Origin of the sequence: Streptomyces termitum (assembly GCF_014650175.1) — a bacterium.
GTDB lineage: Bacteria > Actinomycetota > Actinomycetes > Streptomycetales > Streptomycetaceae > Streptomyces > Streptomyces termitum.
On sequence record NZ_BMUL01000001.1, the window covers coordinates 54,843 to 79,554 of the forward strand.

Below are 24,712 nucleotides of genomic sequence, written 5' to 3' on the forward strand. Positions count from 1 at the left end.
GTCCCCTTCTGCCGCGCGGGGCGGCTCACCTCAGTACTGCGTATGCCTTACGCGTTACTGTGTAAGGGTTACGCATTACTAGGATGGGCGTCAAGCGACTGAGCGTGGAGGCGGCGCGATGACGGACCACAGGGCCGGCGGGACACCGGGGCGCGAGGAGGACGGGGGAAGTTTCCTGCCGCCCGCCGTCGAGGCGGCCTGGGGGCTGCGCGAGCGCCCCACCAAGGGGCCCCGGCCCGGCCTCAGCCTGGACCGCATCGTCGGCGCGGCCGTGCGGCTCGCCTCCGAGGAGGGCCTCGGCGCCGTCTCCATGGGGCGGGTCGCCAAGGAGCTGGGCGCCTCCACCATGTCCCTCTACCGGTACGTCTCCGCCAAGAGCGAGCTGTACACGCTGATGCAGGAGGCGGCCACCGGCGCCCCGCCGCCCGGCCTGCTCGACCCCGGGGCCGGCTGGCGGGCGAACCTGGAGCGCTGGGCCGGCGCGATGCGGGGGATCTACCTGCGCGAGCCGTGGCTGCTGCGGGTCCCCGTCTCCGGCCCGCCCGCCACCCCGAACGCGGTGGCCTGGTGGGAGCAGGCGCTCCTCGCGATGGACGGCACCGGCCTCGACGCGGGCACCCGGCTCTCGGTGACGCTGCTGGTGGCCGGCTTCGTCAAGAGCGAGGCGCTGATGGCCGCCGAGGTGGGGGAGGCCATCGGGGTGGCCGGGCCCGAGGGGGCGGAGGAGGCGCTGCGCCGGTACGCCCAGACGCTGCGCCGGCTCGCCGTCCCGGAGACGTACCCTCGGGTGGCGTGGGTGCTCGACTCCGGGGTGCTGGACGAGGCCGGCGGCCCCGACGACGAGTTCCGCTTCGGCCTGGACCGGATCCTCGACGGCGTCGCGGTCCTGGTGGAGGGCCGCGACGCCTGAGGGGGTCGGGGGAGGGGCGTCAGGCGGTGGCCTGGGCGATCCGGATCATGGTCCCGGACGGGTCGCGGAAGGCGCAGTCCCGGACGCCGTACGGCTGGTCCATCGGCTCCTGGAGGACGTCCGCGCCCGTGGCCCGGACCTTCTCGAAGGCCGCGTCCACGTCGGCGGCCCTGAGGTTGACGCCGCGCAGCAGCCCCTTGGCGAGCAGTTCGGCGACGGCCTTCCGGTCCTCCTCGGTGGCGTTCGGGTCGGCCAGCGGCGGTTCGAGGACGATCTCGACGTCCGGCTGCGCGGGCGACCCGAGGGTCACCCAGCGCATCCCCTCGTGGCCCACGTCCTTGCGGACCTCGAAGCCGAGCGCGTCGCGGTAGAAGCCGAGGGCCGCCTCGTGGTCGTCGACGGCGATGAAGCACTGGTGCAGGTTGATGTCCATGCCCTCCACGCTAGGGAGCCGGATCGGGCCGCGCTTCTCCGTTCCTGACCGGTCGCGTGACGACCTTGGCGACACAGGCCGGAAGCCCCTCGTCCGCACCGTGCTCCCGGGCCCGGTACGCGCTCGGCGTCTCGCCGACCAGCTGGGTGAAGCGCGCGCTGAACGACCCCAGCGAGGTGCACCCCACCTCCATGCAGACGTCCGTCACCGACAGGTCCCCGCGCCGCAGCAGCGCCTTCGCCCGCTCGATCCGCCGCGTCATCAGGTACCCGTACGGGGTCTCCCCGAAGGCCGCCCGGAAACTGCGCGCGAAGTGCCCGGCCGACATCAGCGCGACCCCCGCCAGCGCCGCCACGTCCAGCGGCCGCGCGTACTCCCGGTCCATCAGGTCCCGAGCCCTCCGCAACCGCCGGAGGTCATCGAGCGGTATCCGCGTCTCCCTGGTCACACGGCTCACGGTACCGGCGGCGGAGCCCGGCATCGGGAACACTTTTGCAAGCGGGTGCTTGCAAAAGTTAGCAAGGGGTGGCAGGGTCGGAGCATGGCAGCGTTCAACGTCGGCGATCTCGGCAACCTCGGTGCGTACCTGCGCGAGCAGCGGCGCACCGCGCAGTTGTCGCTGCGGCAGCTCGCGGAGGCCGCCGGCGTGTCGAACCCGTACCTGAGCCAGATCGAGCGCGGGCTGCGCAAGCCCAGCGCCGAAGTGCTCCAGCAGGTCGCCAAGGCGCTGCGGATCTCGGCCGAGACGCTCTACGTCCGGGCCGGGATCCTCGACGAGAAGGAGCGGGACGACCTGGAGACGCGGGCCGTCATCCTGGCCGATCCCTCCATCAGCGAGCGGCAGAAGCAGGTGCTGCTCCAGATCTACGACGCCTTCCGCAAGGAGAACGCGGCGGAGGCGGCCGCCGCCGCGGAGGCGGCGGAGACCGAAGAACCGAGCTAGCGAGCCGTACGTACGCCCCACCGGGAGGACCTCCAGCATGGCCATCATCGACGAACTGCGCACCCCCCTCTACTTCGCCGCCGGCACCGCCGACCTGGCCGTCCGGCAGGCCCGCAAGGTGCCCGGCCTGATCGAGCAGATCGCCGCCGAGGCGCCCGGCCGCATCGAGGCCGTGCGGAACACCGACACCAAGGCCGTCCAGGAGAAGGTGGCCGGCCGGGCCAAGGAGGCCCAGGCGGTCGTCCAGGCCAAGGTCGCCGAGGTCGTCGGCGGGCTCGACACCGACTTCAAGAAGCTCGGCGAGACGGCGCAGGACCTGGCGCTGCGCGGCGTCGGCGTGGCCGCCGAGTACGCCGTCAAGGCGCGCGAGAAGTACGAGGAGGTCGCCGTCCGCGGCGAGGAGGCCGTCCGCGCCTGGCGCGGCGAGCCCGCCGAGCCCGCCGCCGAGATCACCGTCGTGGTCGAGCCGGTGGAGGAGCCCGTGGCGGCCGGGACCGTGGCGGAGGAGCCGGTGGCGGCCGAGGCCGTGGCGGAGGAGCTGGTGGCCGCCGAGGCCGTCGCCGAGCCCGCCGCCGGGGAGCCCGCGCCCGCGAAGGCGCCCGCCCGCAAGACCTCCGTCCGCAAGGCGTCCGCCAAGAAGGAGGCCGCCGCCGAGACCGCGGCCGAGGCCGAATAGCCCGGCCGGGCACGATTCAGGAGGCCCTGAGCGTTGGAACGGGTACCTTGGCCGCGAGGCGCACGTACCCCATGACCACCTAGGCGGTGTCCCGCATGCTGATGGACCAGTTCGACAGCACCCTGTCGCTGCTGACTTTCCTCGTCTTCACCGGTTTCGCCGTCGCCTCGTTCGTCATCGCGGCGATGGTCCGCGAGGACGCCTACCGGGCGGCCGACAAGCAGACGAAGAAGTTCTGGCTGATCCTGCTCGGGATCAACCTGGTCATCAACCTCCTCCTGCCCATGTTCTTCCTCCAGATCGCCGGTCTGGTCGCCGCCATCGTCTTCATGGTGGACGTCCGGCCCGCCGTCCGGCAGATCATGGGCGGCGGCAACCGGCGCGGCGGATCGAGCAGCGACGGCCCGTACGGCCCGTACAACGGCGGCCGGTGACCCGGACGCCGCACGGGCGGCGCGTACGGAACGCACGACCGCGCGAGCCGCGCGAAGCGCGTGGAGAAGTCGCGCGAAGGAGTACGGACCACGGGGTCCGGGGGTGGACTACCCCCGGGCCCCGTCCCGTTCCAGGGCCAGCAGGGCCACGTCGTCGGTCAGCTCGCCGCCGTTGAGGGAGCGCGCCTCCGCCATCGCGGCCTCCAGGAGGGCCTCGCCGCGCAGGCCGCCGGTCAGCTGCCGGTTGATCATGCCGACCATGCCGTCCTGGCCGAGGCGGGGCGAGCCGGGGCCCGCCGTCCGGCCCTCGATCAGGCCGTCGGTGTAGAGCAGCAGGCTCCACGCGCCGCCCAGCTCGACCTGTCGGCGCGGCCAGCGCGCGTGCGGCAGCAGGCCGAGGGCCGGGCCGCCGTCCTCGTACGGCAGGAGGCGGGCGGTGCCGCCGTGCTGGGCGATCAGCGGGGCCGGGTGCCCGGCCAGGCAGAGCCCGGCGCGGCGCCCGTCCGGCGCGATGTCCACGGTGCAGAGGGTCGCGAAGATCTCCTCGCTCTCCCGCTCGTGCTCCAGGACCCGCTGGAGGGTGGAGAGCAGCTCGTCCCCGCACAGTCCGGCGAAGGTCAGGGCGCGCCAGGCGATCCGCAGCTCGACGCCGAGGGCGGCCTCGTCGGGACCGTGGCCGCAGACGTCGCCGATCATGGCGTGGACGGTGCCGTCGGGGGTGCGGACGACGTCGTAGAAGTCGCCGCCGAGCAGCGCGCGGGACCGGCCGGGCCGGTAGCTGGCCGCGAACCGCAGGTCGGAGCCCTCCAGGAGCGGGGTGGGCAGCAGGCCGCGCTCCAAGCGGGCGTTCTCCTGGGCGCGCAGCCGGGACTCGGCGAGCTTCGCCCTGGCGGCGTCGTTGCGCTTGCGCTCGACCGCGTACCGCACGGCGCGGCTCAGCAGCCGGCCGTCCAGTTCCTCGCGGAAGAGGTGGTCCTGGGCCCCGACCCGGACCGCCTCGGCGGCCAGCCCGGCGTCGGCCGAGGGCGCGAGGGCGAGCACGGCGTGCCGGGGCGCGAGGCGCAGGACGTGCCGCAGCGGGGCGAGCGGGTCGTCGTCGGCGGCGCCCCGGGGCACGGGCAGTGCCAGGTCGACGAGGACGCAGTGCACGTCGTCGGTGAGCAGCCGCTCGGCCTCGGTGAGGTTGCGGGCGGTGCGGATGCGGATGCGGGTGCCCGCGGCGCCGGCCGCGTCGAGCGGTTCGGGCGCGGCGAGGGAGCCCGCCGGGTCGTCCTCGACGACCAGGAGGGTGAGGGTGGCGGGGGCCGCCGCGGGGTCCGTTCCGGCGCCGGGCACGGCCGGGGCGTCCACGGCGGTCGCGGTGGACGGGGTCGCCGCGGAGGCGGTCACGGTGGCGGGGTCCGTGGCGGTGGTCTCGCCTTGCCCCACGGCAGAGACGTTTCTCTGGCGCGGTACGGATACGGGCATCGGTTCGGGTTTCCTTCCCTCCCCCGAGGGTGCGCCGGGCGCCGGGTGGCGGCCCGCCCGTCCGGGACCATAGCGGCACTGCGGCGTGCGGCGGAATGGCCCGCGGCCCGCCGGAGCCCTGCACCCCCTTGGCATATGCCGCGGAAAGGGAGGTAGTTGCGCCGGTGGCGGGGGCGTACCGCCTTTGAACCCATGAGAAAGGTCACTCGGGCACCGTGCTTCGGACCGGCGCCACGGGTGTACGGGCGCACGCGCGCGGTGGCGTACGGGGACGGGGCGCCGCGCGGTCACGAAGGCGCCCCGCACGCGCGGTGGCGTACGGGGCCGTCTTCACGCGCGCGTGTGGCTGTGGTTGAGGAGGGCCGGCCGGTCCGGAGGCGTCCTCACGCGCGCGTGCGGGGTCAGTTCGGGCGGACGATGCCGAGGATCTCCATCGAACCCGCGCCCGCGACCGTCACGTTCCGCCCGGGGCGGGGCGCGTGGACCATCTTCCCGTCGCCGATGTACATCGCGATGTGGCTGGCGTCCTTGAAGTAGACGATCAGGTCGCCGGGGCGCATGTCCTTCGGCGCCACGCGCGGCAGCAGCCGCCACTGCTCCTGCGAGGTGCGCGGGATGCGCTTGCCCGCCGCGGCCCAGGCGGACTGGGTGAGGCCCGAGCAGTCGAACGAGTCCGGGCCCTCGGCCCCCCACACGTACGGCTTCCCGACCTGGGCGAGCGCGTTCCCGATCGCCCGGCGGGCCTCCGGGGTGGCCTCGGTCGTCAGCCGGTCGAGGATGCCGGAGCTGAGCCACTGCGTCTGGGAGCGCTGCCGGGCCTGCTCCTCCAGCTGCCGCAGCCGCTCGCGCTCCTCGGCGGCGAGCTCGCCCTCCAGCTTCTTCGCGGCCTCTATGCGGGTGTTGATGTCCTTCTTCGCCTGGGCCTGCTTGACGCGGTTGCTCTCCAGCTTGGACCAGTTGTCGCCGGCCTCCTTGGCGTAGCCGCCCAGCTCGTCCTGGACGCGGCTGAGGTCGCCGATCAGGTCCGTGGTGGCCTTCGCGCCCTCCCGGAGCCGCCCGGCGGTGTCCAGGAACAGCTGCGGGTCGCCGGTGAGCACCAGCTGCGCGCTCTCCGGGATGCCGCCGTTGCGGTACTGGGCGCGGGCGGCGGCCCCCGCCTGTGCCTTGAGCGTCTCGATCCGCTTCCGGCCGTCCTCGATCATCCTCGCGAGCCGCACGATCTCGGCGGACTGCCGCTCGGTGCGCTCCTCGGCCAGGTTGTACGCGTCGGTGGCCGCGGCCGCCTGCCGGTACAGCTCGTCGATCTCCTGGCGCACCTCTTCGAGCGTCTTCTTCGGCGGAGGCGGCGGCAGCGGCGCCGCGGACGCCTGGAGGGTCAGCACGGGCGAGGCCAGGACGGCCAGCGCGAGGGCCACGGTGACCGCGGCGGCGGCGTGCGGACGTCGGCGTCGTCGGTTCACAGGCTCCCCCTCATGGCCGGATCGCCCCCCGGCCACTTTCTGATTTACCGTCAGTAACTTGTGGTGGTCCTGGCGATAGTGCCACGTGGAACCGGAAAACGACAGGTACCCCGCCAGGGTGACGCGTGAGAAGGGAATGACGTTCCCGTGACGCGCGGGCGGGGGGTGACGGAAGGGGAAATGTGGGGCGTTGGTGGCGTGCGGGACATCTGGTGGTCACCGGGGGAGTGGATCCAGGATCCGGTGTCCAGCATTTTGGATCCGAGATCCAATCTCCAGGATCCAACCTCCAACCTCCAGTCTCCAGTCTCCGGGATCCGGGATCCGGGATCCAAGACATTGGATCCAAAGACCTCCGCCCCTCACCCACCCCCCGGCGCCAGCGCCTCCCACCGCACCGTGACCTCGCCCTGCCGCCAGCGGCGGGGGCCGTCCGCGACCGGCCAGTCGGCGGCCAGGTCGCGGACGGCGCGGATCCAGCGCTGCCGGGCGCCGAGGGAGGCGTAGGGGGCGGCGGCGGCCCAGGCGCGGTCGAAGTCGCGGAGGAAGGCGTGGACGGGTTCGCCGGGGACGTTGCGGTGGATGAGGGCCTTGGGGAGGCGTTCGGCGAGGTCGGAGGGGCGGTCGAGGGAGCCGAGGCGGGTGGCGAAGGTGACAGTGCGGGGGCCGGTGCGGTCGAGGGCGACCCAGACGTGCCGGCGGCCGATCTCGTCGCAGGTGCCCTCGACGAGCAGGCCGTCCGGGGCGAGCCGGTCGCAGAGCCGCCGCCACACGGCGGCGACCTGCTCCTCGTCGTACTGGCGCAGCACGTTCGCGGCCCGGATGAGGGAGGGCGCGCCGGGGACCGGCACTTCGAAGCCGCCGTGGCGGAAGGCCAGGCCGTCGCCCTCGTAGGGCTTGGCGGCCTCGACCCGGGCCGGTTCGATCTCGATCCCGTACAGCAGGGTGCGGGGGTCGGCGGTGCGCAGCCGGGCGAGCAGTTCGACGGCGGTCCAGGGGGCGGCCCCGTACCCGAGGTCGACGGCGACCGGCGGGGCGGCGGAGCGGCGCAGGGCGGGGCCGTGCGCGGCGGCGATCCAGCGGTCCATGCGCCGCAGGCGGTTGGGGTTGGTGGTCCCGCGGGTCGGGGTGCCGACGGGGCGGGTGGTGCGCGGGGCCATGGGACGAGGATACGGAGCGCGGAAGGACCGGACACTCCCCCGTACCCCCGCCCGCCCCCGTACCCCGTCCGCACGTCGGCCCGTTCCCTCGCCCGGCCCGCGCACCGGCCCCACCCGTACCCCGCCCCGTACCCCCGCTCCCGCCCCGCCCGTGCGGCGACCCCGTGCAACGAATTGGCAAAGTGGCCGGTGGGGGAAATGAAAACGGCCCCTCGGGGTGTTGTGCGGTGGCGGAGGGCGTCCGCGCCCTCTCGCGGGCGCGTGCCCGGTGTCCGTACGGCCGCCGGTCCCCGCCCGCGTGCCCGACGCCCGCACGCCCCGCCAGGCCCCTCTCGCGGAAGGACCGCCGACGTGAGCCAGTACGTGTCCCGGTTCGCCGGTACCCGGCACCGGTACCCGGCGGTGCCGTCCCTGCTCCGGCTGCCCGGCCGGCCCCGCACCCCGCGCCGGGTCGCCATGCTCTCCGTCCACACCTCGCCGCTGCACCAGCCGGGCACCGGCGACGCGGGCGGCATGAACGTCTACATCGTGGAGCTGGCCAAGCGGCTCGCCGCGATCGACATAGAGGTCGAGATCTTCACCCGGGCCACCACCGGCGGCCTGGCCCCGGTGGTCGAGCTGGCGCCCGGCGTCCTCGTCCGGCACGTGGACGCGGGCCCGTACGAGGGGCTGGCGAAGGAGGAGCTGCCGGCCCAGCTGTGCGCCTTCACGCACGGCGTGATGCAGGCGTGGGCGGGCCACCGCCCCGGCCACTACGACCTGGTCCACTCGCACTACTGGCTCTCCGGGCACGTCGGCTGGCTGGCCGCCGAGCGCTGGGGGGTGCCGCTGGTGCACGCCATGCACACCATGGCCAAGGTGAAGAACGCGCTGCTCGCGGAGGGCGACACGCCGGAGCCCGCGGCCCGGGTGATCGGCGAGACGCAGATCGTCTCCGCCGCCGACCGGCTGATAGCCAACACCACGGAGGAGTCCGACGAGCTGGTCCGCTTCTACGAGGCGGACCCCGGGAAGGTCGCGGTCGTCCACCCGGGCGTCAATCTGGACCGCTTCCGGCCCGCCGACGGCCGGGCCGCCGCCCGCGCCCGCCTCGGCCTGCCGAAGGACGCCTTCATCCCCGTCTTCGCGGGCCGCATCCAGCCCCTCAAGGCCCCCGACGTGCTCCTGCGGGCCGCGGCCCTGATGGTCGACCGGGACCCGTCGCTGCGCGCGCGCATGGTGGTGCCGGTGGTCGGCGGTCCGAGCGGCAGCGGTCTCGCCAAGCCGGAGGGCCTCCAGAAGCTGGCCGCCAAGCTGGGCATCGCCGATCTGGTGCGCTTCCACCCGCCGGTCGGGCAGGAGCGGCTCGCGGACTGGTTCCGGGCTGCGTCGGTCCTGGTGATGCCCTCGTACAGCGAGTCCTTCGGGCTCGTCGCGATCGAGGCGCAGGCGGCGGGCACCCCGGTCGTCGCGGCCTCGGTGGGCGGTCTGCCGGTGGCGGTGCGGGACGGCCGGACCGGTTTCCTGGTCCAGGGGCACGATCCCGGGGACTACGCGCGCGTGCTGGAGCGGTTCGCCGCCGAGCCGGCGCTCGTCGCCCGGATGGGCGAGGCGGCGGCGCGGCACGCGGAGTCCTTCGGCTGGGACACGGCGGCGGCGGGGACGGCCGAGGTGTACACGGCCGCCCTGCACGACCATCGGCAGCGCGCGCACCACCGTCGCGTACGCTCCCACCATGGCTGACGCTCAGGACGCGAGGGACGCTCAGGACACCGGGGACGTACGAGACGACGGGGACGTACGAGACGACGGGGACGTACGAGACGCCGGGGACGTACGGGAGGCGCCGGACGCGCGGCGCGTCGTCGAGGAGACCCTCGCCGAGGCGGAGCTGGAGTGGGAGAGCCCGGCGCCGGGGTCGTACGTGGTCAAGCTCCCCGGCACCCGCAAGCTCTTCACGACGCTGTCGCTGCGGCTCGGCCGCCACTCCCTCTCGCTCAACGCCTTCGTGGTCCGCCACCCCGACGAGAACGAGGCGGGCGTCCACCGCTGGCTCCTGGAGCGGAACCTCAAGCTGTACGGGGTCGGGTACGCGATCGACCCGCTCGGCGACATCTACCTGGCCGGCAAGCTGCCGCTCGCCGCCGTCACCCCAGAGGAGCTGGACCGGCTGCTGGGCTCGGTCCTGGAGGCGGCGGACGGCGACTTCAACACGCTGCTGGAGCTGGGCTTCGCGACGGCGATCCGGCGCGAGTACGCCTGGCGGGTGTCACGCGGCGAGTCGACGCGGAACCTGGACGCGTTCAGGCACCTGACGCGGACGCCGGAGCCGAAGGACTGACGGGCTCCGCGCCCTTCCCGTCCCCCGCGCCCTTCCGGTCCGCCACCGCTTCCACGGCCTCCACCGGTACGGCCTCCGCCGCCACCGTCTTCTCCGCCGCCACCGTCTCCTCCGGCGCCCCGCCGAGCGCCCTGCGCAGCCGCAGGGCGTAGCCGGCGGCGGCGAGGAGGCCGATGGCGAAGGTGCCGGCCCACAGGACGTCCGGACCGGGACCGTCGACGACGACGCCGGCCATGATCGGCGCGACGAAACCGGCGACCGCCCACGACATGCCCATCACGCCCTGATAGCGGCCGCGCGCGTGCTCCGGCGCGAGCCGGGCGGTGGCGGCGGCGTTCGTCGGCACGTGGACCATCTCGCCGATCGTCCAGATGACGACGGTCGCGGCGAAGGCGACGGGGGAGCCGGCCAGCGCGGTGGCGCCGGTGCCGACGGCGAAGAGGAGCGAGGCGACGGTCAGCAGGACGACCGGCGAGCGCCGCTCGGTCACCTTGTTGACCAGCAGCTGGAAACCGACGATCACGATGCCGTTGACGGCGATGACCATGCCGTACGAGGAGGCCGGGAGGCCCTGTCCGGTCATCGTCAGCGGCAGGCCGATCCACGGCACGGTGAAGACCAGGCAGACCAGCAGGTTGAGCAGGACGAGGGTCCGGAAGGGCCCGTCGCGCAGCACGTCCAGCATGGACACCCGGTCGGCCGGCCCGGCGTCCCCGGCGGCCCGCTCCGGCCGCTCCGGGCGGGTCTCGGGCAGCCGGAGGAAGACGATGACCGCGCACAGCAGGGTGGCGACGGCGTCGACCAGGAAGAGGGTGCGGTAGCCGAGGAAGGCGGCGGCGCCGCCCGCGATGGAGGCGACGGCGAAGCCGAGGTTCAGGGCCCAGTAGTTGAGCGAGAAGGCGCGGCGGACGTCCTCGTCGGGGACCGTGTCGGCGATGGTCGCGTTGATCGACGGCCGGACGGCCTGCATGGCGACGCCCATCAGCAGGACGACGGCGGCGACGCCCCAGGCGCTGGTGACGAAGGCGAGCGCGGCGGCGCAGGCGGCGGCCGCGAGGTGCATGGTGATCATCGTGGGGCGGCGGCCCCAGCGGTCGGTGAGGACGCCGCCGAGCGGGGACCCGGCGACGCCGCCGAGGCCGTGCAGGGCGACGACGAGTCCGGCGAACCAGGCGGAGTGGCCGAGTTCGGCGGTGAGGTAGAGGGAGAGGAAGGTGAGGACGAAGGCGCCGGTCCGGTTCACCAGGGTGGACAGCCAGAGCCACCAGAAGCCCGGGGGGAGGCCGGAGACCGTGGCACGTGCCGATCGTCTGAGCGAGTCGATGGACATGTGTGGCGGCCCCTTGCGTGATGTAAGTCCCTCTAACGGCTCTCGAAACTTACGCATCTCGGTGGGCGGACGCCAGCGAATTGACGACGCGCGTCAATCGTCCGAGGTCCATTAGGCTCGTACGCATGGCCGACGCACCGTACAAGCTGATCCTCCTCCGCCACGGCGAGAGCGAGTGGAACGAGAAGAATCTGTTCACCGGGTGGGTGGACGTGAACCTCACCGCGAAGGGCGAGAAGGAGGCGACGCGCGGCGGCGAGCTGCTCAAGGACGCCGGTCTGCTCCCCGACGTGCTGCACACCTCCCTCCAGAAGCGCGCCATCCGCACCGCGCAGCTCGCGCTGGAGTCCGCCGACCGCCACTGGATCCCGGTCCACCGCTCCTGGCGCCTGAACGAGCGTCACTACGGCGCCCTCCAGGGCAAGGACAAGGCGCAGACCCTCGCCGAGTTCGGCGAGGAGCAGTTCATGCTGTGGCGCCGCTCGTACGACACCCCGCCGCCGGCGCTCGCCGACGACAGCGAGTTCTCCCAGGTGGACGACGCGCGCTACGCGTCCATCCCCTCCGAGCGACTGCCCCGCACCGAGTGCCTGAAGGACGTCGTGGAGCGGATGCTCCCGTACTGGTACGACGTGATCGTCCCCGACCTCCTCACCGGCCGCACGGTCCTGGTCGCCGCCCACGGCAACAGCCTCCGCGCCCTGGTGAAGCACCTCGACGGCATCTCGGACGCCGACATCGCGGGCCTCAACATCCCCACCGGCATCCCCCTCTCGTACGAACTCGACGAGAACTTCAAGCCCCTCAACCCCGGCGGCACCTACCTCGACCCGGAGGCCGCCGCGTCCGCCATCGAGGCGGTCAAGAACCAGGGCAAGAAGTAACCCCCACCCACGAAAGAGCCCCCTTCCTGCGGTCTTCCCGCCGGGAGGGGGCTTTTTTGTGGGCCGGGGCCGGGCCCTGCTGGTCCGGTGTCAGGTGGTCTCGTCGCTGTCCTTCTCCGGAGTCGTCGGGAGCGGGGTGTGCTTGGAGAGGGACCAGGACATGGAGAAGCCGAGGGCGGCGAGGAGGCCGTAGACGAGGGCGGCGACCCAGGCGCGGGACATGTTGTCCGCGCTGCCCTTGCCGGGGAGCCAGAACTCGGCGTTCGGGCCGTCGGTGAGGTGGGCGACGAGGGCCGCGACGGCGGCGCCCGAGGCCGCGAGCGCGGGGAGGCTCAGGATCAGCATCCAGAGCCAGCGGCGGCGGGTGGGCATGGTGTGTCCTCCTTCTGGCGGTGGTCTCAGTGTTCCTGCTTCGCGCCCGTCGCCTCGTCGCAGGCCCGGTCGCGGAAGTCGTCGAGGAGGGAGACGCGGGTCTCGCCGCCGAGGGTGTGGCGGACCTCGCCCGGCTTGAGGCGGGCCAGGTCCTCCGGGGTGAAGCGGACGGGGACGGCCGACCAGGAGCCGTCCTCGGTCCAGCCGGCGAGCCGGTAGCTGCGGCCCTTCTCCAGGCGGGTGGTCTCCGTCTTCGGGGTCCACCGCTCGGCCTCGGGCACGCCGGAGGTGCGGATCAGCGGCCAGGAGGTGAAGCCGGTGACGGGGCCGTCGTGCCACCAGACGCCGGTGGCCGGGGAGGCGTCCGCCGGTGCGTCGGCGGGGGAGAGGGTCGCCCCGTCCAGGTGGTCGTGGCACATCAGGAGGATGCCGAGCGGGGTGCCGTCCTCCGCGACCGTGACGCCCGCGAGGCCGGCGGGAGGCGTCGCGCAGCCCGTGAGCAGCAGCGCGGCGGCACCGGCCGCCGCCGCCGTCAGAAGGGTCGTGCGCGGGGAGTGCATGGCCGCAATTCTGTCGTTCCGGAAGGCCGCCTGCCCAGGGGTGACCGGCGGTAATACGAGGTGGGAGGGAGGTAATCGGGGGCGGTGGGCGTCCCGGGTCGCCTACTGTCCGGCGCATGACCTCATCACCGCGCCTGGAGCGGGTCACCCCCGCCACCCTCGACGCCGCGCTCGCCCTGCGGGTCCACCCCCACCAGGAGAAGAACGTCGCCCCCGTCGTGAAGTCGCTGGCCGAGGCGTACGCGCACGGCGAGACCGCCTGGCCCCGGCTGATCCTCGACGGTGACCGGCTCGTCGGCTTCCTGATGGCCTTCCTCGACGTGCCGTGGGCGCCGGAGCGGGACCCGGCCGACCGCCGCAGCGGACTGTGGCGGCTGAACGTCTCCGCCGACGCGCAGGGTGCCGGGTACGGCCGCTTCGCGGTCGGGGCCGTCGCCGAGGAGCTGCGCCGCCGGGGGACCGCGCGGATGTACGTGACCTGGGAACCCGGCGAGGACGGGCCGGGCGCCTTCTACCGCCGGCTGGGGTTCCGTACGACAGGGGAGGAGAGCGGCGGCCAGGTCGTCGGCGTACTCGACCTCTGAGCCCTCTGAGACCTCTGGGATCTCTCAGACCTCCGGGACCTTGAGACCTCGGAGACCTTCGAGGTCTCAGAGACCTCCCAGACCTCCGGGACCTCCCGGGCCTCCGGGACCTCCCGGACCTCTGGACCCCCCGGACCCCCGGAAGAAGGGGCGGGGAAGGGGCCGTCGCTCCTTCCCCGTCCCCTCCGTTCCGTCAGCCCGAGCAGCCGCCGCACTGGCACGGCGCGCCCGACTGGCAGCCGCAGCCGCAGCCCGAGCCGCAACCGCAGGCGCCGAGGACGGGCAGGTGGGTCCGCTCGCGCGGGGCGTCCGCCGAGGAGTCGGTCGTGATGGGGGAATCGGCCATGGGGGTCCCTCCCTCGCGGGACGCGCATCGTCCCTCGTACCCATTCCATGCCCGCCGGGACCGGCGCATCAACGGCGCACAGGAGCCCCGCGCTCCTGTGCGCCCCCCGTGGGCCGCCGAGGGGGAGCCCCTACGCGCCCTCGACCGGCGTGTCCGTCTGCTGGAGCTCGTCCGCGTGCTCGCCGGTCACCAGGTAGACGACGCGCTTCGCGACGGACACCGCGTGGTCGGCGAAGCGCTCGTAGTACCGGCCGAGCAGCGTCACGTCGACGGCGGTCTCGATGCCGTGCTTCCACCGGTCGTCCATGAGGTGCTGGAAGAGGGCCCGGTGCAGCAGGTCCATCTCGTCGTCGTCCTGCTCCAGCTGCATGGCCAGGTCGACGTCCTTGGTGATGATCACCTCGGCGGCCTTCGCCATCAGGCGCTGCGCGAGCTGGCCCATCTGGAGGATGGTGGCGTGCAGGTCGTCGGGGACCGCACGGTCGGGGAAGCGCAGCCGGGTGAGCTTGGCCACGTGCTGGGCCAGGTCGCCGGAGCGCTCCAGGTCGGCGCTCATCCGCAGCGAGGTGACCACGATCCGCAGGTCGGTGGCCACCGGCTGCTGGCGCGCGAGCAGCGCTATCGCCCGCGCCTCCAGGTCGTGCTGGAGGTCGTCGACCTTCTGGTCCGCGGCGATCACGCTCTCCGCGAGCTTCAGGTCGGCGTCGAGCATCGCCGTGGTGGCGCGCCCGATCGCCGATCCGACCAGACGGGCCATCTCGACCAGGCCCTCGCCGATCGAATCAAGTTCCTCGTGGTACGCGTCCCGCATGGATGTCCCTCTCTACAGGCGAGTGCACGGGCGAGTGCTCTCGGCTCCGTCGGTCTCCGTAGGGTCCTGGTGGACCGTTACGGTCCCACGTTCGGCCCCCCGGGCGTCCGGTTCCGCCCGCCCGTGTGAACCGGGGTCGGCCTCCAGGTGAACTCTGGGCGACGCGGGCCCTCGTGCCCCTCGGGGCAAGTGAACCGGCACCGTCCTGAGGGTGAACTCTGAGCGACGAGTGTTCGAGCAGCCACTCGGACGGCTGGGAGAGTGTCCGTGACCACGCATAACCTGGTCGGCATGGACGTGAACGCGGCGGTCGCCGCATTGGCAGCGATCGCCGGAGTGTGCACCGGCGTGATCGCCATGCTGGCGTTCCGCTGGAGCGAACGCGACCAGGCGCGACCCACCCGCACCTCCCTGCACACCGACGCCGTGCTGCCGCCCGGTGTCGACACCGTACTCTCCGTGCTGCGCTCCTCCGCGGTCGTCCTCGACGAGAGCGACTCCGTGGTGAAGGCCAGCTCGGCGGCGTACGCCCTCGGCCTGGTCCGGGGCGGCAAGCTGTCCGTGGAGCCCATGCTCAACATGGCCCGCGACACGCGCAGGGACGGGGAGATACGCCAGGTCGAACTGGACCTGCCCCGGCGCGGCGGACGCGGCGAGGCCCTCGCGGTCTCCGCGCGGGTCGCCCCGCTGGGCTCGCGGCTCGTCCTGCTCCTGGTCGAGGACCTGACTGAGGCCCGGCGCATCGAGGCGGTGCGGCGCGACTTCGTCGCGAACGTGAGCCACGAGCTGAAGACCCCGGTCGGGGCGCTCTCCCTGCTCTCCGAGGCCGTCATGGACGCCTCGGACGACCCCGAGGCCGTGGTGCGCTTCGCGGGCCGGATGCAGATCGAGGCGACCCGGCTGACCAACCTGGTCCAGGAGCTGATCGACCTCTCGCGGGTGCAGAACGACGATCCGCTGGAGGACTCCGAGCCGGTGTCCGTGGACGAGCTGGTCGCGGAGGCGATCGACCGCTCGCGGCACACCGCCTCCACCAAGCAGATCACCATGGCCTCCGGAGGCTCCGCCGACCTGTTCGTGTGGGGCAGCCGGGGCCAGCTCGCCGCCGCTCTCGGCAACCTCGTCGAGAACGCCGTCAACTACTCGCCGGCCCGCACCCGGGTGGGCGTCGCCGCCCGCCGCGTCGCGGCCCCCGGCGGGGACCTCATCGAGATAGCCGTGACCGACCAGGGCCTCGGCATCCCGGAGAAGGACCGCGAGCGGATCTTCGAGCGCTTCTACCGCGTCGACCCGGCACGCTCGCGTGCCACCGGCGGTACGGGGCTCGGGCTCGCGATCGTCAAGCACGTGGCCGCCTCGCACGGCGGAGAGGTCACCGTCTGGAGCACCGAGGGTCAGGGCTCCACCTTCACCCTGCGGCTGCCCGAGGCGGGCTCCGCACGGGACCGCCGGACCCCCGCCTCCCTCACCCCCGATCTCATGACCGAACCGCTTCCCGCACCGGAGGTCCTTCCGTGACCCGAGTCCTTGTCGTCGAGGATGAGGAATCCTTCAGCGACGCCCTGTCGTACATGCTCCGCAAGGAGGGCTTCGAGGTGGCCGTGGCGGCCACCGGGCCCGACGGCCTCGACGAGTTCGAGCGCAACGGGGCGGACCTCGTCCTCCTCGACCTGATGCTGCCGGGCCTGCCCGGTACGGAGGTCTGCCGGCAGCTGCGGGGACGCTCCAACGTCCCGGTCATCATGGTGACCGCCAAGGACAGCGAGATCGACAAGGTCGTCGGCCTGGAGATAGGAGCCGACGACTACGTGACCAAGCCCTTCTCCTCGCGCGAGCTGGTCGCCCGCATCCGCGCGGTGCTGCGCCGCCGCGGCGAGCCGGAGGAGGTCACCCCGGCGGCGCTGGAGGCCGGCCCGGTCCGGATGGACGTCGACCGGCACGTGGTGACGGTCGCGGGCGCCAAGGTCGACCTGCCGCTGAAGGAGTTCGACCTCCTGGAGATGCTGCTGCGCAACGCGGGCCGCGTCCTGACCCGCATGCAGCTGATCGACCGGGTCTGGGGCGCCGACTACGTGGGCGACACCAAGACCCTCGACGTCCACGTCAAGCGGCTGCGCGCCAAGATCGAGCCGGACCCGGGCGCCCCGCGCTATCTGGTGACGGTCCGCGGCCTGGGCTACAAGTTCGAGCCGTAAAAAGGAGCGGTGTGCGCCCGGCCGCGGGGAGCGGCCGGGCGCACGGCAGCGCGAAGGGGCGCCCCCGAGAGCGGGGGCGCCCCTTCGCGCGTGGGTACGGCGGGACTCAGTGGCCGGCCGTCGGGCTGGCCGAGCCCTCGGGAGCGCCCTCGGTGCCGTGCTCGGCGCCGCTCTCCGTGCCGTGCCCGCCCTCGCCGGCCGAGGCCGTGGCGGACGGGGTCGCGGACGGGGGAGCCGGGACGATGGACGGGCCGAAGCCCTCGAAGTAGCTCTCCGCCGGGACGACGAACGCCTGGATGGTGACGTCACCGGTCTTGCTGAACTTGAAGACGACCTTCTGGGAGTCGCCGTTCTTCACGGCCTCGTGGCCGTTCTCGATCGTGGCGGAGGCGTTGCCCTCGCCGCCGATGACGACGGAGCCGCCGGCCGGGACCACGATCGGGCCGGAGCCCTCGGCGGGCTTCAGGGCGACCTGGGCGCTGCTGCCGGGCAGGCTGACCGACTCCAGCGTCTGCGGGGCGCGCCCGTTGTTGAAGAGGGTGGCCGAGACGGCGGCCGGGCCCTTGACGCCGGGGGTCGGCTGGGTGATGACGAGCGCGTTCTGGATCTTGACGTCGTCCACCGTGACGGCGGCGTTGTCCGGCCGGACGCCGAGGGTCTGGGCGTCGTTGCCCGCGCCACAGGCCGACAGGGCGGCGATCGAGAACACGATGGCGGTGGCGGCGAGGGCGCCGCGTCGAAGGCTGCGGCTCACGGCGGCGGCATCTCCTAGGACGTACGGACGGGCGGTGAGGGACTGCGGTGCGGCGCCCGGGATTGGCGGAGCCGCGGTGGAACCCAAGGACCAGCTAGTGGAACTAAGGACCAGCTAAAGGTGTGTCAGCGGCTTCAGGTTACCGAGCCGCCCTCTCCGTCCCGCACCCGACCCGCCCCTAAGAGTGCGGCGCGGTCCGGGAGGCTCCGGACGGGGGCGTACGTGTCACATGAGGAGGTGGCCGAAACATGTCCCATTGGCCTGCCGTTCACATAACCGACGTGATCAATTCCGGTGGTCGTGTCGCATTCCGCACTCATCCCCTTACGGAAAAGCGCGGACGAGTCGTCCACTGATCAATTCCGGATTCCCGCCCCGAACCCGCCGGACAAGTGGTCGATCCTCGAACGGAGTACGTGAAGAGGGCCACTCCGGGGCGGATAGAATAGGACAAACCGCCCTCCTTGGTAGGTCCCGGATGTGTGTAACGTGCGCGTTTCTCTCCGTCGACGCAGCCGCTCCGACCTGCGAATACCGCCTTCCGGAAGTCCTCCGCAGCACGTTCGCGGCGCTGTTGTCAAGCCCCGAGATATGCCCTGACCTGCGGAAACGCCATTCAGAAGAAGCCGTTTCCGTGTTACCCTGGATAGCCACGGAAGGGGTACCTGTCACATGACGTTCAAGGTTGGCGACACCGTGGTCTATCCCCATCACGGGGCCGCGCTGATCGAGGCCATCGAAACTCGCCAGATCAAAGGCGTGGACAAGACCTACTTGGTGCTCAAGGTCGCGCAGGGCGACCTGACGGTTCGCGTGCCGGCGGACAACGCGGAGTTCGTAGGCGTGCGCGACGTTGTCGGGCAGGACGGGCTGGACCGGGTCTTCGAGGTGCTGCGCGCGCCGTACGCCGAGGAGCCGACGAACTGGTCCCGCCGCTACAAGGCGAACCTCGAGAAGCTCGCCTCCGGCGATGTCATCAAGGTCGCCGAAGTAGTCCGCGACCTGTGGCGCCGGGAGCGGGAGCGTGGTCTCTCCGCAGGTGAGAAGCGCATGCTCGCCAAGGCGCGACAGATTCTCGTCAGCGAGCTGGCCCTCGCGGAGAACACCAACGAGGACAAGGCCGAGGCCCTCCTCGACGAGGTGCTCGCGTCCTGACGCCTGCCGTCCGAAGCCTGGCCCCACACGCCATGCCCGGCAGCAGTGCCCAGTAGCAACAGCATCAGCCATGCCGCGGTGCCCGTCGGCGCGCTGTGAATCGGTTCCCTGATTCCGCAGCGCCGTCGCCGGGCACCGCGGCATGTCCGCCTCTCCTCCTCGCCCCACCACCTCGCGCGTACGGTTCCGCACGTTCCGTCCCACGCGTCCCCCAGCACCGCGAAGCACCGCGCGGACCGGCCGGAACCGGCCCCGCGCGTCCGAATCACGCCGGTGCGCGCACCCGGATCCGACACCTCCGCGCGCGGGCCCGGCGTGTCGTGCCAGCATGGCGACGCCTCGACCGTCCGTCACGGAAGGGCCCGGTCGAGGCGTCGTCTCAAGCCTGCTGACGCCATACCCACGTCGCCCGCGGAAACAAACCTGCCGGAGTGCAACCGATGTCAGACGAAGCGCGTCCTCCTCGTACCGCCGTGGTCATCCCGGCGGCCGGCCGGGGCGTACGCCTCGGTCCGGGCGCCCCCAAAGCGCTGCGCGCGCTGAACGGCACCCCCATGCTCGTCCACGCCGTCCGCGCGATGGCCGCCTCCCGCGCGGTCTCGCTCGTCGTCGTGGTCGCCCCCGCCGACGGCGTCCCCGAGGTCAAGCACCTCCTCGACGCCCACGCCCTCCCCGAGCGGACCGACTACCGGGTCGTCGCCGGCGGCGACACCCGCCAGGAGTCGGTCCGCCTCGGCCTCGACGCGGTCCCCGGGGACGTGGACGTCGTCCTCGTCCACGACGCCGCCCGCCCCCTCGTCCCGGTCGAGACCGTCGACGCGGTCGTCGAGGCCGTCCGCGACGGCGCCGTCGCCGTCGTCCCCGCGATGCCCGTCACCGACACCGTCAAGGAGGTCGAGCCGGCCGGCGGGCCCGGCGGCCCCGAGCCGGTCGTGGCCACCCCGGTCCGCGCCCGGCTGCGCGCCGTGCAGACCCCGCAGGGCTTCGACCGCGCCACCCTCGTCGACGCCCACGCCACCATCGCCCTCGCCGGAGAGGGCGCCACCGACGACGCCGGCATGGTGGAACGGCTCGGCGCCCCCGTCGTGGTCGTCCCCGGCCACGAGGAGGCGTTCAAGGTGACCCGACCCCTCGACCTCGTCCTCGCCGAGGCCGTACTCGCCCGCAGGAGGGCCAACGATGGCTTCTGAGCCGCTGCTCCCCCGTACCGGCATCGGTACCGACGTCCACGCCTTCGAGAAGGGCCGCGAACTGTGGTGCGCGGGCCTGCTCTGGGAAGGGGAGGAGTACGGGCTCGCCGGGCACTCCGACGGCGACGTCGCCGCCCACGCCGCCTGCGACGCCCTCTTCTCCGCCGCCGGCATCGGCGACCTCGGCGCCCACTTCGGCACCTCCCGCCCCGAGTGGTCCGGCGCCTCCGGCACCACCCTGCTCGCCGAGGCCGCCCGGATCGTCCGCGCCGAGGGGTACGAGATCGGCAACATCGCCGTGCAGGTCGTCGGCGTCCGCCCCAAGGTCGGCAAGCGCCGCGACGAGGCGCAGAAGGCGCTGAGCGAGGCGGCCGGAGCGCCCGTCTCCGTCTCCGGCACCACCACCGACGGCCTCGGCCTGACCGGCCGCGCCGAGGGCCTCGCCGCCCTCGCGACCGCCCTGGTCTACCCGGTGTCGCGCTAGGCCGTGTCCGGCGGAGATCCGCCGGACAGGCCCTGGGCGCGGCGCGCGCCGGGAAAGAAGGTGTCCCGTGTCCGGGAATCGGTCGCGGGGCACTGGCGCGCGCCCACTACCCTTGACCCGTGACCATTCGCCTGTACGACACCAGCGCCCGGCAGATCCGCGACTTCACCCCGCTCACGCCGGGCTGCGTCTCGATCTACCTGTGTGGTGCCACCGTTCAGGCGGCCCCGCACATCGGCCACATCCGCTCCGGCCTGAACTTCGACATCATGCGCCGCTGGTTCACCCACCGCGGCTACGACGTCACCTTCGTCCGGAACGTCACCGACATCGACGACAAGATCATCAGGAAGGGCGCCGAGCAGGGCCGCCCCTGGTGGTCCATCGGCTACGAGAACGAGCGCGCGTTCAACGCCGGCTACGAGGCCCTCGGCTGCCTCCCGCCGACCTACGAGCCCCGCGCCACCGGCCACGTACCCGAGATGATCGAGATGATGCGCGGCCTGATCGAGCGCGGCCACGCCTACGAGGCCGACGGCAGCGTCTACTTCGACGTGCGCTCCTTCCCCGGCTACCTGGAGCTCTCCAACCAGGACCTGGACGACCTCCGCCAGCCCGACGAGGGCGTCTCCGGCAAGCGCGACCCCCGCGACTTCGCCATGTGGAAGGCGACCAAGCCCGGCGAGCCGGACTGGGAGACCCCGTGGGGCCGCGGCCGGCCCGGCTGGCACCTGGAGTGCTCGGCCATGGCCCACAAGTACCTGGGCTCCGCCTTCGACATCCACGGCGGCGGCCTCGACCTGATCTTCCCCCACCACGAGAACGAGATCGCCCAGGCCAAGGCCTTCGGCGACGCCTTCGCCTCGTACTGGGTGCACAACGCCTGGGTCACCATGTCCGGCGAGAAGATGTCGAAGTCGCTGGGCAACTCGGTCCTCGTGAGCGAGATGGTGAAGAACTGGCGCCCGATCGTCCTGCGCTACTACCTGGGCACTCCGCACTACCGGTCGATGATCGAGTACAGCGAGGAGTCCCTGCGCGAGGCCGAGGCCGCCTTCGGCCGCATCGAGGGCTTCGTGCAGCGCGCCACCGAGAAGGCGGGCCGGACCGTCCCGCCCGCCGCCGAGGTGCCGCCGGCCTTCGCCGAGGCCATGGACGACGACCTGGGCGTCCCGCACGCGCTGGCGATCATCCACACCACCGTCCGGCAGGGCAACAGCGCGCTCGGCGCCGACGACAAGGACGAGGCCATCGCGCGCCTCGCCGAGGTCCGCGCCATGCTCGGCGTCCTCGGCCTGGACCCGCTCGACCCGCACTGGGCCGACGAGTCCGGCGGCGGCGAGGAGCTGCACGGCGTCGTCGACACCCTCGTCCGCCTCGTGCTCCAGCAGCGCGAGTCCGCCCGCGAGCGCAAGGACTGGGCCACCGCGGACGCGATCCGCGACCAGCTCGGCCGGTCCGGGCTCGCCATCGAGGACAGCCCCGACGGCCCCCGCTGGACCATCGCCCACCGATAGAACACCGATGATGTGCCGCCCGGAGCCCCGGGCGGCACACTTCACTTACAGACTTCCGTACGCACGCAGGTAGAGGAACAGGTAGCAGCCATGGCCGGGAACAGCCAGCGCAGGGGACGTCGTACGTCCAACAAGAAGGGCGCGACGATCGGCAGCGGCGGCCAGCGGCGCAAGGGCCTGGAGGGCAAGGGCCCGACGCCCAAGGCCGAGAACCGCAAGGGCCACAAGGCCTTCCGCGTCTCCAACGCGATGGCCCGCAACGCGGCCAAGCGCAAGCCCGTCGTCCGCCGCGGCGGCAAGGGCCAGGCCGAGATGGTCGTCGGCCGCAACCCGGTCTTCGAGGCGCTGCGCGACGGAGTCCCCGCCACCACGCTCTACGTGCAGCAGTTCATCGACAACGACGAGCGCGTGCGCGAGGCCCTCAACCTCGCCACCGGCCGCGGCAACATCAACATCATGGAGGCGCCGCGCCCCGAGCTGGACCGGATGACCAACGGCCTGAACCACCAGGGCCTCGTCCTCCAGGTCCCGCCGTACGAGTACGCGCACCCCGAGGACCTCGCCGCGGCGGCCTACGACGAGCAGGAGGACCCGCTGATCGTGGCCCTCGACGGCGTCACCGACCCGCGCAACCTCGGCGCCGTCGTCCGCTCCGTCTCCGCCTTCGGCGGCCACGGCGTCGTCGTCCCCGAGCGGCGCGCCGCCGGCATGACCGCCGGTGCCTGGAAGACCTCGGCCGGCACCGCCGCCCGCACCCCGGTCGCCCGCGCCACCAATCTGACCCGCTGCCTGCAGGAGTACCAGAAGGCCGGTCTGACGGTCGTCGGCCTGGCCGCCGACGGCGAGACCGAGGTGCACCAGCTGGAGGCCCTGGAGGGCCCGGTCGTCATCGTGGTCGGCTCCGAGGGCAAGGGCCTGTCCCGGCTCGTCGGCGAGACCTGCGACTTCCTGGTCCGCATCCCGATGCCGGGCGGCGCCGAGTCGCTGAACGCGGGCGTCGCCGCGGGCGTCGTGCTGTACGAGGCGGCCCGCCGCCGGATGGCCTGACCCGTCCGCCCGGTCGGCCCCACCCGCACGGGTCGGGCCGACCGGGCGTGATCTTGACGGGTCTCGGACATTCCGAGCCCGTCAGAACAGTGTCCTAACCCGGCGTCACTCGGTTAGATGAGTGTGGACACCAGAACGCCCCGGCCGGGGTTCGACGATCAGCCCCCCCTGAGCATGGTCAAAGTGGATTCCGATCCCGCCCAGGTGATCGTGAACCACGCCAGCTTCCGTGTGCGGCTCGCGCCGGCCCCGCAGCCGAGGCTCGCCGCGCACGCGGCCTCCCTCGCCGGCGCGGGCGCGGCCCGCCGCCGCCCCGTCGTGTGGACCGGCAGGGCCGCCCCGGGAGCGTCCGGGCTGCTCCAGGCCGTGCGCGACTCCTCGGCCGCCCCCGGCGGCGCCGTCTCCACCCTGGACCCGGCCACCCAGGCCATCCCGCGCGTCGACGACACGATGCCCACCCCCGTCGTGCCCGCCGGCGCGGCCCCCCCGATCCTGCCGCCGATGCGGCGGGCCGAGGGCGCCTACGACGACGTGTACGAGATGCGGCCCGAGCCGTCGTACGAGGAGACCTCCCGGCAGGACCGGCGGACCGGCTCCGACGGCGTCCGGCAGGGCTACTACCCCGGCCGCCGGATGAACCTCGGCGTGGTGCTGCTGCCGCTCCGCGTCTTCCTCGGCCTCATCTCCGTCTACGCGGGCATGGGCAAGCTCTGCGACCCCGTCTACTTCGACGGCGGCGAGCGCGGCTCCATGGTCAAGTGGCTGACCTCGCTGCATCCGTGGCCGCTCGCCGAGCCGCTGCGGGACTTCGCCCTCCAGCACCCGGTCGGCGCCGGACTGACCGTCGCCTTCCTCCAGGTCGTCGTCGGCGTCCTCACCGTCCTCGGCCTGTGGCAGCGGGCCGCGGCCGTCGTCGGCGCGCTCCTGTCGGCCGCGCTGCTCCTCACCGTCAGCTGGAAGTCGGTCCCGGTCTACGACTCCGCCGACATCATCTACCTGGCCGCCTGGTCGCCGCTGATCATCGCCGGCGCGCCGGTCTACTCGGCCGACGGACGGCTGGCCGGGGAGGCGTGGCGGACCCTCGGCCCGCGCGCCGACCTGGCCGCGCTGCGCCGCCGGGTGCTGCGCCGCTCCACCCTCTTCGCCGCCGTGGTCGTCGGCCTCACCCTGCTGATCGGCTCGGTCCTCGGCGGCGCGGTCCGCTCCACCGAGATGGTCACCGTGCCCGGTCCGAACGACGACCCGATCAACCACCTGCCCGGCCGGCCGCTGCCGACCGAGCCGACGCGGAGCCGTACCCCCTCGGAGAGCCCGCAGGGCCGGACCGAGCCGACCGCGGCGGCGACCACGGAGAAGGCCCGCGAGGAGGACGCCGGGGAGACCGGCCGCCCGACCGAGACGGGCACCGGCGCCGGCTCCTCGCCGACGGAGGAGCGGCCGTCCGCCACCACGGGCGGCGGGACCGGGAGCCGTACGCCGTCCCAGTCGCGGCCCGAGCCGCCGCCGTCCACCAGCGACAGCCCGAGCGGCACCTCGGGCGGCTCCACGTCCGGTGGGACCAGCGGGTCGCCCGCGCAGGAGTCCCCGTCCGAGCCGGCCGGCGGCGAGGCGCCGAAGAACCCGATCGGCGGTCTGCTCGGCTGATCCGGCCGTACGACGACAGGAGGCGGCACCCCCGGG

Annotated in this window: 27 protein-coding genes; 16 read left to right on the forward strand and 11 right to left on the reverse strand. The window is 73.1% G+C overall.

Annotation, left to right across the window (positions count from 1 at the left end):
• The first annotated feature begins 118 nt into the window (after positions 1 to 118).
• Complete coding sequence (locus IE219_RS00300; RefSeq protein ID WP_189974198.1) at positions 119 to 910, forward strand: TetR/AcrR family transcriptional regulator; 792 nt, start codon at positions 119 to 121, stop codon at positions 908 to 910.
• Between the two features lie 19 nt (positions 911 to 929).
• Here IE219_RS00300 and IE219_RS00305 read toward each other — a convergent pair whose 3' ends face one another.
• Both IE219_RS00305 and IE219_RS00310 read right to left on the reverse strand, forming a co-directional pair.
• Complete coding sequence (locus IE219_RS00305) at positions 930 to 1,343, reverse strand: VOC family protein (RefSeq protein ID WP_189974200.1); 414 nt, start codon at positions 1,341 to 1,343, stop codon at positions 930 to 932.
• A 10-nt stretch (positions 1,344 to 1,353) separates the two neighbouring features.
• The gene (locus tag IE219_RS00310; protein WP_189974936.1) at positions 1,354 to 1,773 is read right to left on the reverse strand and encodes a helix-turn-helix transcriptional regulator; all 420 of its coding nucleotides are present in this window, start codon (positions 1,771 to 1,773) and stop codon (positions 1,354 to 1,356) included.
• Between the two features lie 111 nt (positions 1,774 to 1,884).
• On the opposite strand from IE219_RS00310, the gene IE219_RS00315 reads away from it, so the two are divergent.
• The 3 genes from IE219_RS00315 (at position 1,885) to IE219_RS00325 (ending at position 3,396) form a co-directional block, all read left to right on the forward strand.
• The gene (locus IE219_RS00315) at positions 1,885 to 2,286 is read left to right on the forward strand and encodes a helix-turn-helix domain-containing protein (protein ID WP_189974202.1); all 402 of its coding nucleotides are present in this window, start codon (positions 1,885 to 1,887) and stop codon (positions 2,284 to 2,286) included.
• A gap of 37 nt (positions 2,287 to 2,323) precedes the next feature.
• Positions 2,324 to 2,962: a hypothetical protein gene (locus tag IE219_RS00320; RefSeq protein ID WP_189974204.1), complete on the forward strand. Its 639-nt coding sequence runs from the start codon at positions 2,324 to 2,326 to the stop codon at positions 2,960 to 2,962.
• Between the two features lie 95 nt (positions 2,963 to 3,057).
• Positions 3,058 to 3,396 (forward strand): DUF2516 family protein, encoded by a 339-nt coding sequence (locus IE219_RS00325; protein ID WP_189974206.1) that lies wholly within the window; start codon positions 3,058 to 3,060, stop codon positions 3,394 to 3,396.
• A 108-nt stretch (positions 3,397 to 3,504) separates the two neighbouring features.
• Here IE219_RS00325 and IE219_RS00330 read toward each other — a convergent pair whose 3' ends face one another.
• The 3 genes from IE219_RS00330 to IE219_RS00340 all read right to left on the reverse strand — a co-directional run bounded on the left by IE219_RS00330 (position 3,505) and on the right by IE219_RS00340 (position 7,483).
• A complete protein-coding gene (locus IE219_RS00330; RefSeq protein ID WP_189974208.1) occupies positions 3,505 to 4,863 on the reverse strand; it encodes a PP2C family protein-serine/threonine phosphatase in 1,359 nt (452 codons plus the stop codon).
• A 401-nt stretch (positions 4,864 to 5,264) separates the two neighbouring features.
• Entirely contained in the window at positions 5,265 to 6,323 is a 1,059-nt protein-coding gene (locus tag IE219_RS00335) for a C40 family peptidase (protein WP_189974210.1), read from the reverse strand.
• A 362-nt stretch (positions 6,324 to 6,685) separates the two neighbouring features.
• A complete protein-coding gene (locus IE219_RS00340; RefSeq protein WP_189974212.1) occupies positions 6,686 to 7,483 on the reverse strand; it encodes a class I SAM-dependent methyltransferase in 798 nt (265 codons plus the stop codon).
• 351 nt (positions 7,484 to 7,834) lie between these two features.
• On the opposite strand from IE219_RS00340, the gene mshA reads away from it, so the two are divergent.
• Both mshA and IE219_RS00350 read left to right on the forward strand, forming a co-directional pair.
• A complete protein-coding gene (gene mshA / locus IE219_RS00345; protein ID WP_189974213.1) occupies positions 7,835 to 9,205 on the forward strand; it encodes a D-inositol-3-phosphate glycosyltransferase in 1,371 nt (456 codons plus the stop codon).
• Complete coding sequence (locus IE219_RS00350; RefSeq protein ID WP_229849516.1) at positions 9,198 to 9,803, forward strand: type III secretion system chaperone family protein; 606 nt, start codon at positions 9,198 to 9,200, stop codon at positions 9,801 to 9,803. Before mshA ends, IE219_RS00350 begins: the two co-directional genes overlap by 8 nt.
• Here IE219_RS00350 and IE219_RS00355 read toward each other — a convergent pair.
• Complete coding sequence (locus tag IE219_RS00355) at positions 9,766 to 11,133, reverse strand: MDR family MFS transporter (protein WP_189974215.1); 1,368 nt, start codon at positions 11,131 to 11,133, stop codon at positions 9,766 to 9,768. The two genes, IE219_RS00350 and IE219_RS00355, sit on opposite strands and share 38 nt — an antisense overlap.
• Positions 11,134 to 11,258: 125 nt before the next feature.
• Here IE219_RS00355 and IE219_RS00360 point away from each other — a divergent pair, with 125 nt between their 5' ends.
• Positions 11,259 to 12,017, forward strand: coding sequence for a phosphoglyceromutase (locus IE219_RS00360; protein WP_189974217.1), 759 nt, complete (start codon positions 11,259 to 11,261; stop codon positions 12,015 to 12,017).
• Between the two features lie 90 nt (positions 12,018 to 12,107).
• On the opposite strand, the gene IE219_RS00365 is transcribed toward IE219_RS00360, so the two are convergent.
• Together IE219_RS00365 and IE219_RS00370 are read right to left on the reverse strand one after the other, a co-directional pair.
• On the reverse strand, positions 12,108 to 12,389 hold the full coding sequence (locus IE219_RS00365; protein WP_229849517.1) for a hypothetical protein: 282 nt from the start codon (positions 12,387 to 12,389) through the stop codon (positions 12,108 to 12,110).
• A gap of 26 nt (positions 12,390 to 12,415) precedes the next feature.
• The gene (locus IE219_RS00370; RefSeq protein WP_189974219.1) at positions 12,416 to 12,949 is read right to left on the reverse strand and encodes a hypothetical protein; all 534 of its coding nucleotides are present in this window, start codon (positions 12,947 to 12,949) and stop codon (positions 12,416 to 12,418) included.
• Between the two features lie 116 nt (positions 12,950 to 13,065).
• Here IE219_RS00370 and IE219_RS00375 point away from each other — a divergent pair, with 116 nt between their 5' ends.
• Positions 13,066 to 13,533, forward strand: a complete 468-nt coding sequence (locus tag IE219_RS00375) for a GNAT family N-acetyltransferase (RefSeq protein ID WP_189974221.1) — start codon at positions 13,066 to 13,068, stop codon at positions 13,531 to 13,533.
• Positions 13,534 to 13,726: 193 nt separating this feature from the next.
• On the opposite strand, the gene IE219_RS00380 is transcribed toward IE219_RS00375, so the two are convergent.
• Together IE219_RS00380 and phoU are read right to left on the reverse strand one after the other, a co-directional pair.
• Positions 13,727 to 13,879, reverse strand: a complete 153-nt coding sequence (locus tag IE219_RS00380) for a hypothetical protein (protein WP_189974223.1) — start codon at positions 13,877 to 13,879, stop codon at positions 13,727 to 13,729.
• Between the two features lie 130 nt (positions 13,880 to 14,009).
• Positions 14,010 to 14,690, reverse strand: coding sequence for a phosphate signaling complex protein PhoU (phoU, locus tag IE219_RS00385; protein ID WP_189974225.1), 681 nt, complete (start codon positions 14,688 to 14,690; stop codon positions 14,010 to 14,012).
• 291 nt (positions 14,691 to 14,981) lie between these two features.
• On the opposite strand from phoU, the gene phoR reads away from it, so the two are divergent.
• Positions 14,982 to 16,208 carry a two-component system sensor histidine kinase PhoR gene (gene phoR, locus IE219_RS00390; RefSeq protein ID WP_189974939.1) on the forward strand — a complete coding sequence of 409 codons (1,227 nt, stop codon included), beginning with the start codon at positions 14,982 to 14,984 and terminating at the stop codon, positions 16,206 to 16,208.
• Entirely contained in the window at positions 16,205 to 16,885 is a 681-nt protein-coding gene (gene phoP, locus IE219_RS00395; RefSeq protein WP_046419660.1) for a two-component system response regulator PhoP, read from the forward strand. The genes phoR and phoP overlap by 4 nt, the downstream gene beginning before the upstream one ends.
• A 106-nt stretch (positions 16,886 to 16,991) precedes the next feature.
• Here the strand turns inward: phoP and IE219_RS00400 are convergent, their stop codons facing one another.
• Entirely contained in the window at positions 16,992 to 17,639 is a 648-nt protein-coding gene (locus tag IE219_RS00400) for a copper chaperone PCu(A)C domain-containing protein (protein WP_189974227.1), read from the reverse strand.
• Positions 17,640 to 18,311: 672 nt separating this feature from the next.
• Between IE219_RS00400 and IE219_RS00405 the strand changes: the two genes are divergently transcribed.
• The 6 genes from IE219_RS00405 (at position 18,312) to IE219_RS00430 (ending at position 24,676) form a co-directional block, all read left to right on the forward strand.
• A complete protein-coding gene (locus IE219_RS00405) occupies positions 18,312 to 18,794 on the forward strand; it encodes a CarD family transcriptional regulator (RefSeq protein ID WP_003953493.1) in 483 nt (160 codons plus the stop codon).
• A 440-nt stretch (positions 18,795 to 19,234) separates the two neighbouring features.
• A complete protein-coding gene (gene ispD / locus IE219_RS00410; RefSeq protein ID WP_189974229.1) occupies positions 19,235 to 19,984 on the forward strand; it encodes a 2-C-methyl-D-erythritol 4-phosphate cytidylyltransferase in 750 nt (249 codons plus the stop codon).
• Positions 19,974 to 20,468, forward strand: a complete 495-nt coding sequence (gene ispF, locus IE219_RS00415) for a 2-C-methyl-D-erythritol 2,4-cyclodiphosphate synthase (protein ID WP_189974231.1) — start codon at positions 19,974 to 19,976, stop codon at positions 20,466 to 20,468. The genes ispD and ispF overlap by 11 nt, the downstream gene beginning before the upstream one ends.
• 119 nt (positions 20,469 to 20,587) lie before the next feature.
• Positions 20,588 to 21,985: a cysteine--tRNA ligase gene (gene cysS / locus IE219_RS00420; RefSeq protein ID WP_189974233.1), complete on the forward strand. Its 1,398-nt coding sequence runs from the start codon at positions 20,588 to 20,590 to the stop codon at positions 21,983 to 21,985.
• 90 nt (positions 21,986 to 22,075) lie between these two features.
• Positions 22,076 to 23,032 carry a 23S rRNA (guanosine(2251)-2'-O)-methyltransferase RlmB gene (gene rlmB / locus IE219_RS00425; protein WP_189974235.1) on the forward strand — a complete coding sequence of 319 codons (957 nt, stop codon included), beginning with the start codon at positions 22,076 to 22,078 and terminating at the stop codon, positions 23,030 to 23,032.
• Between the two features lie 117 nt (positions 23,033 to 23,149).
• The gene (locus IE219_RS00430; RefSeq protein ID WP_189974237.1) at positions 23,150 to 24,676 is read left to right on the forward strand and encodes a DoxX family membrane protein; all 1,527 of its coding nucleotides are present in this window, start codon (positions 23,150 to 23,152) and stop codon (positions 24,674 to 24,676) included.
• The last annotated feature ends 36 nt before the right edge of the window (positions 24,677 to 24,712 follow it).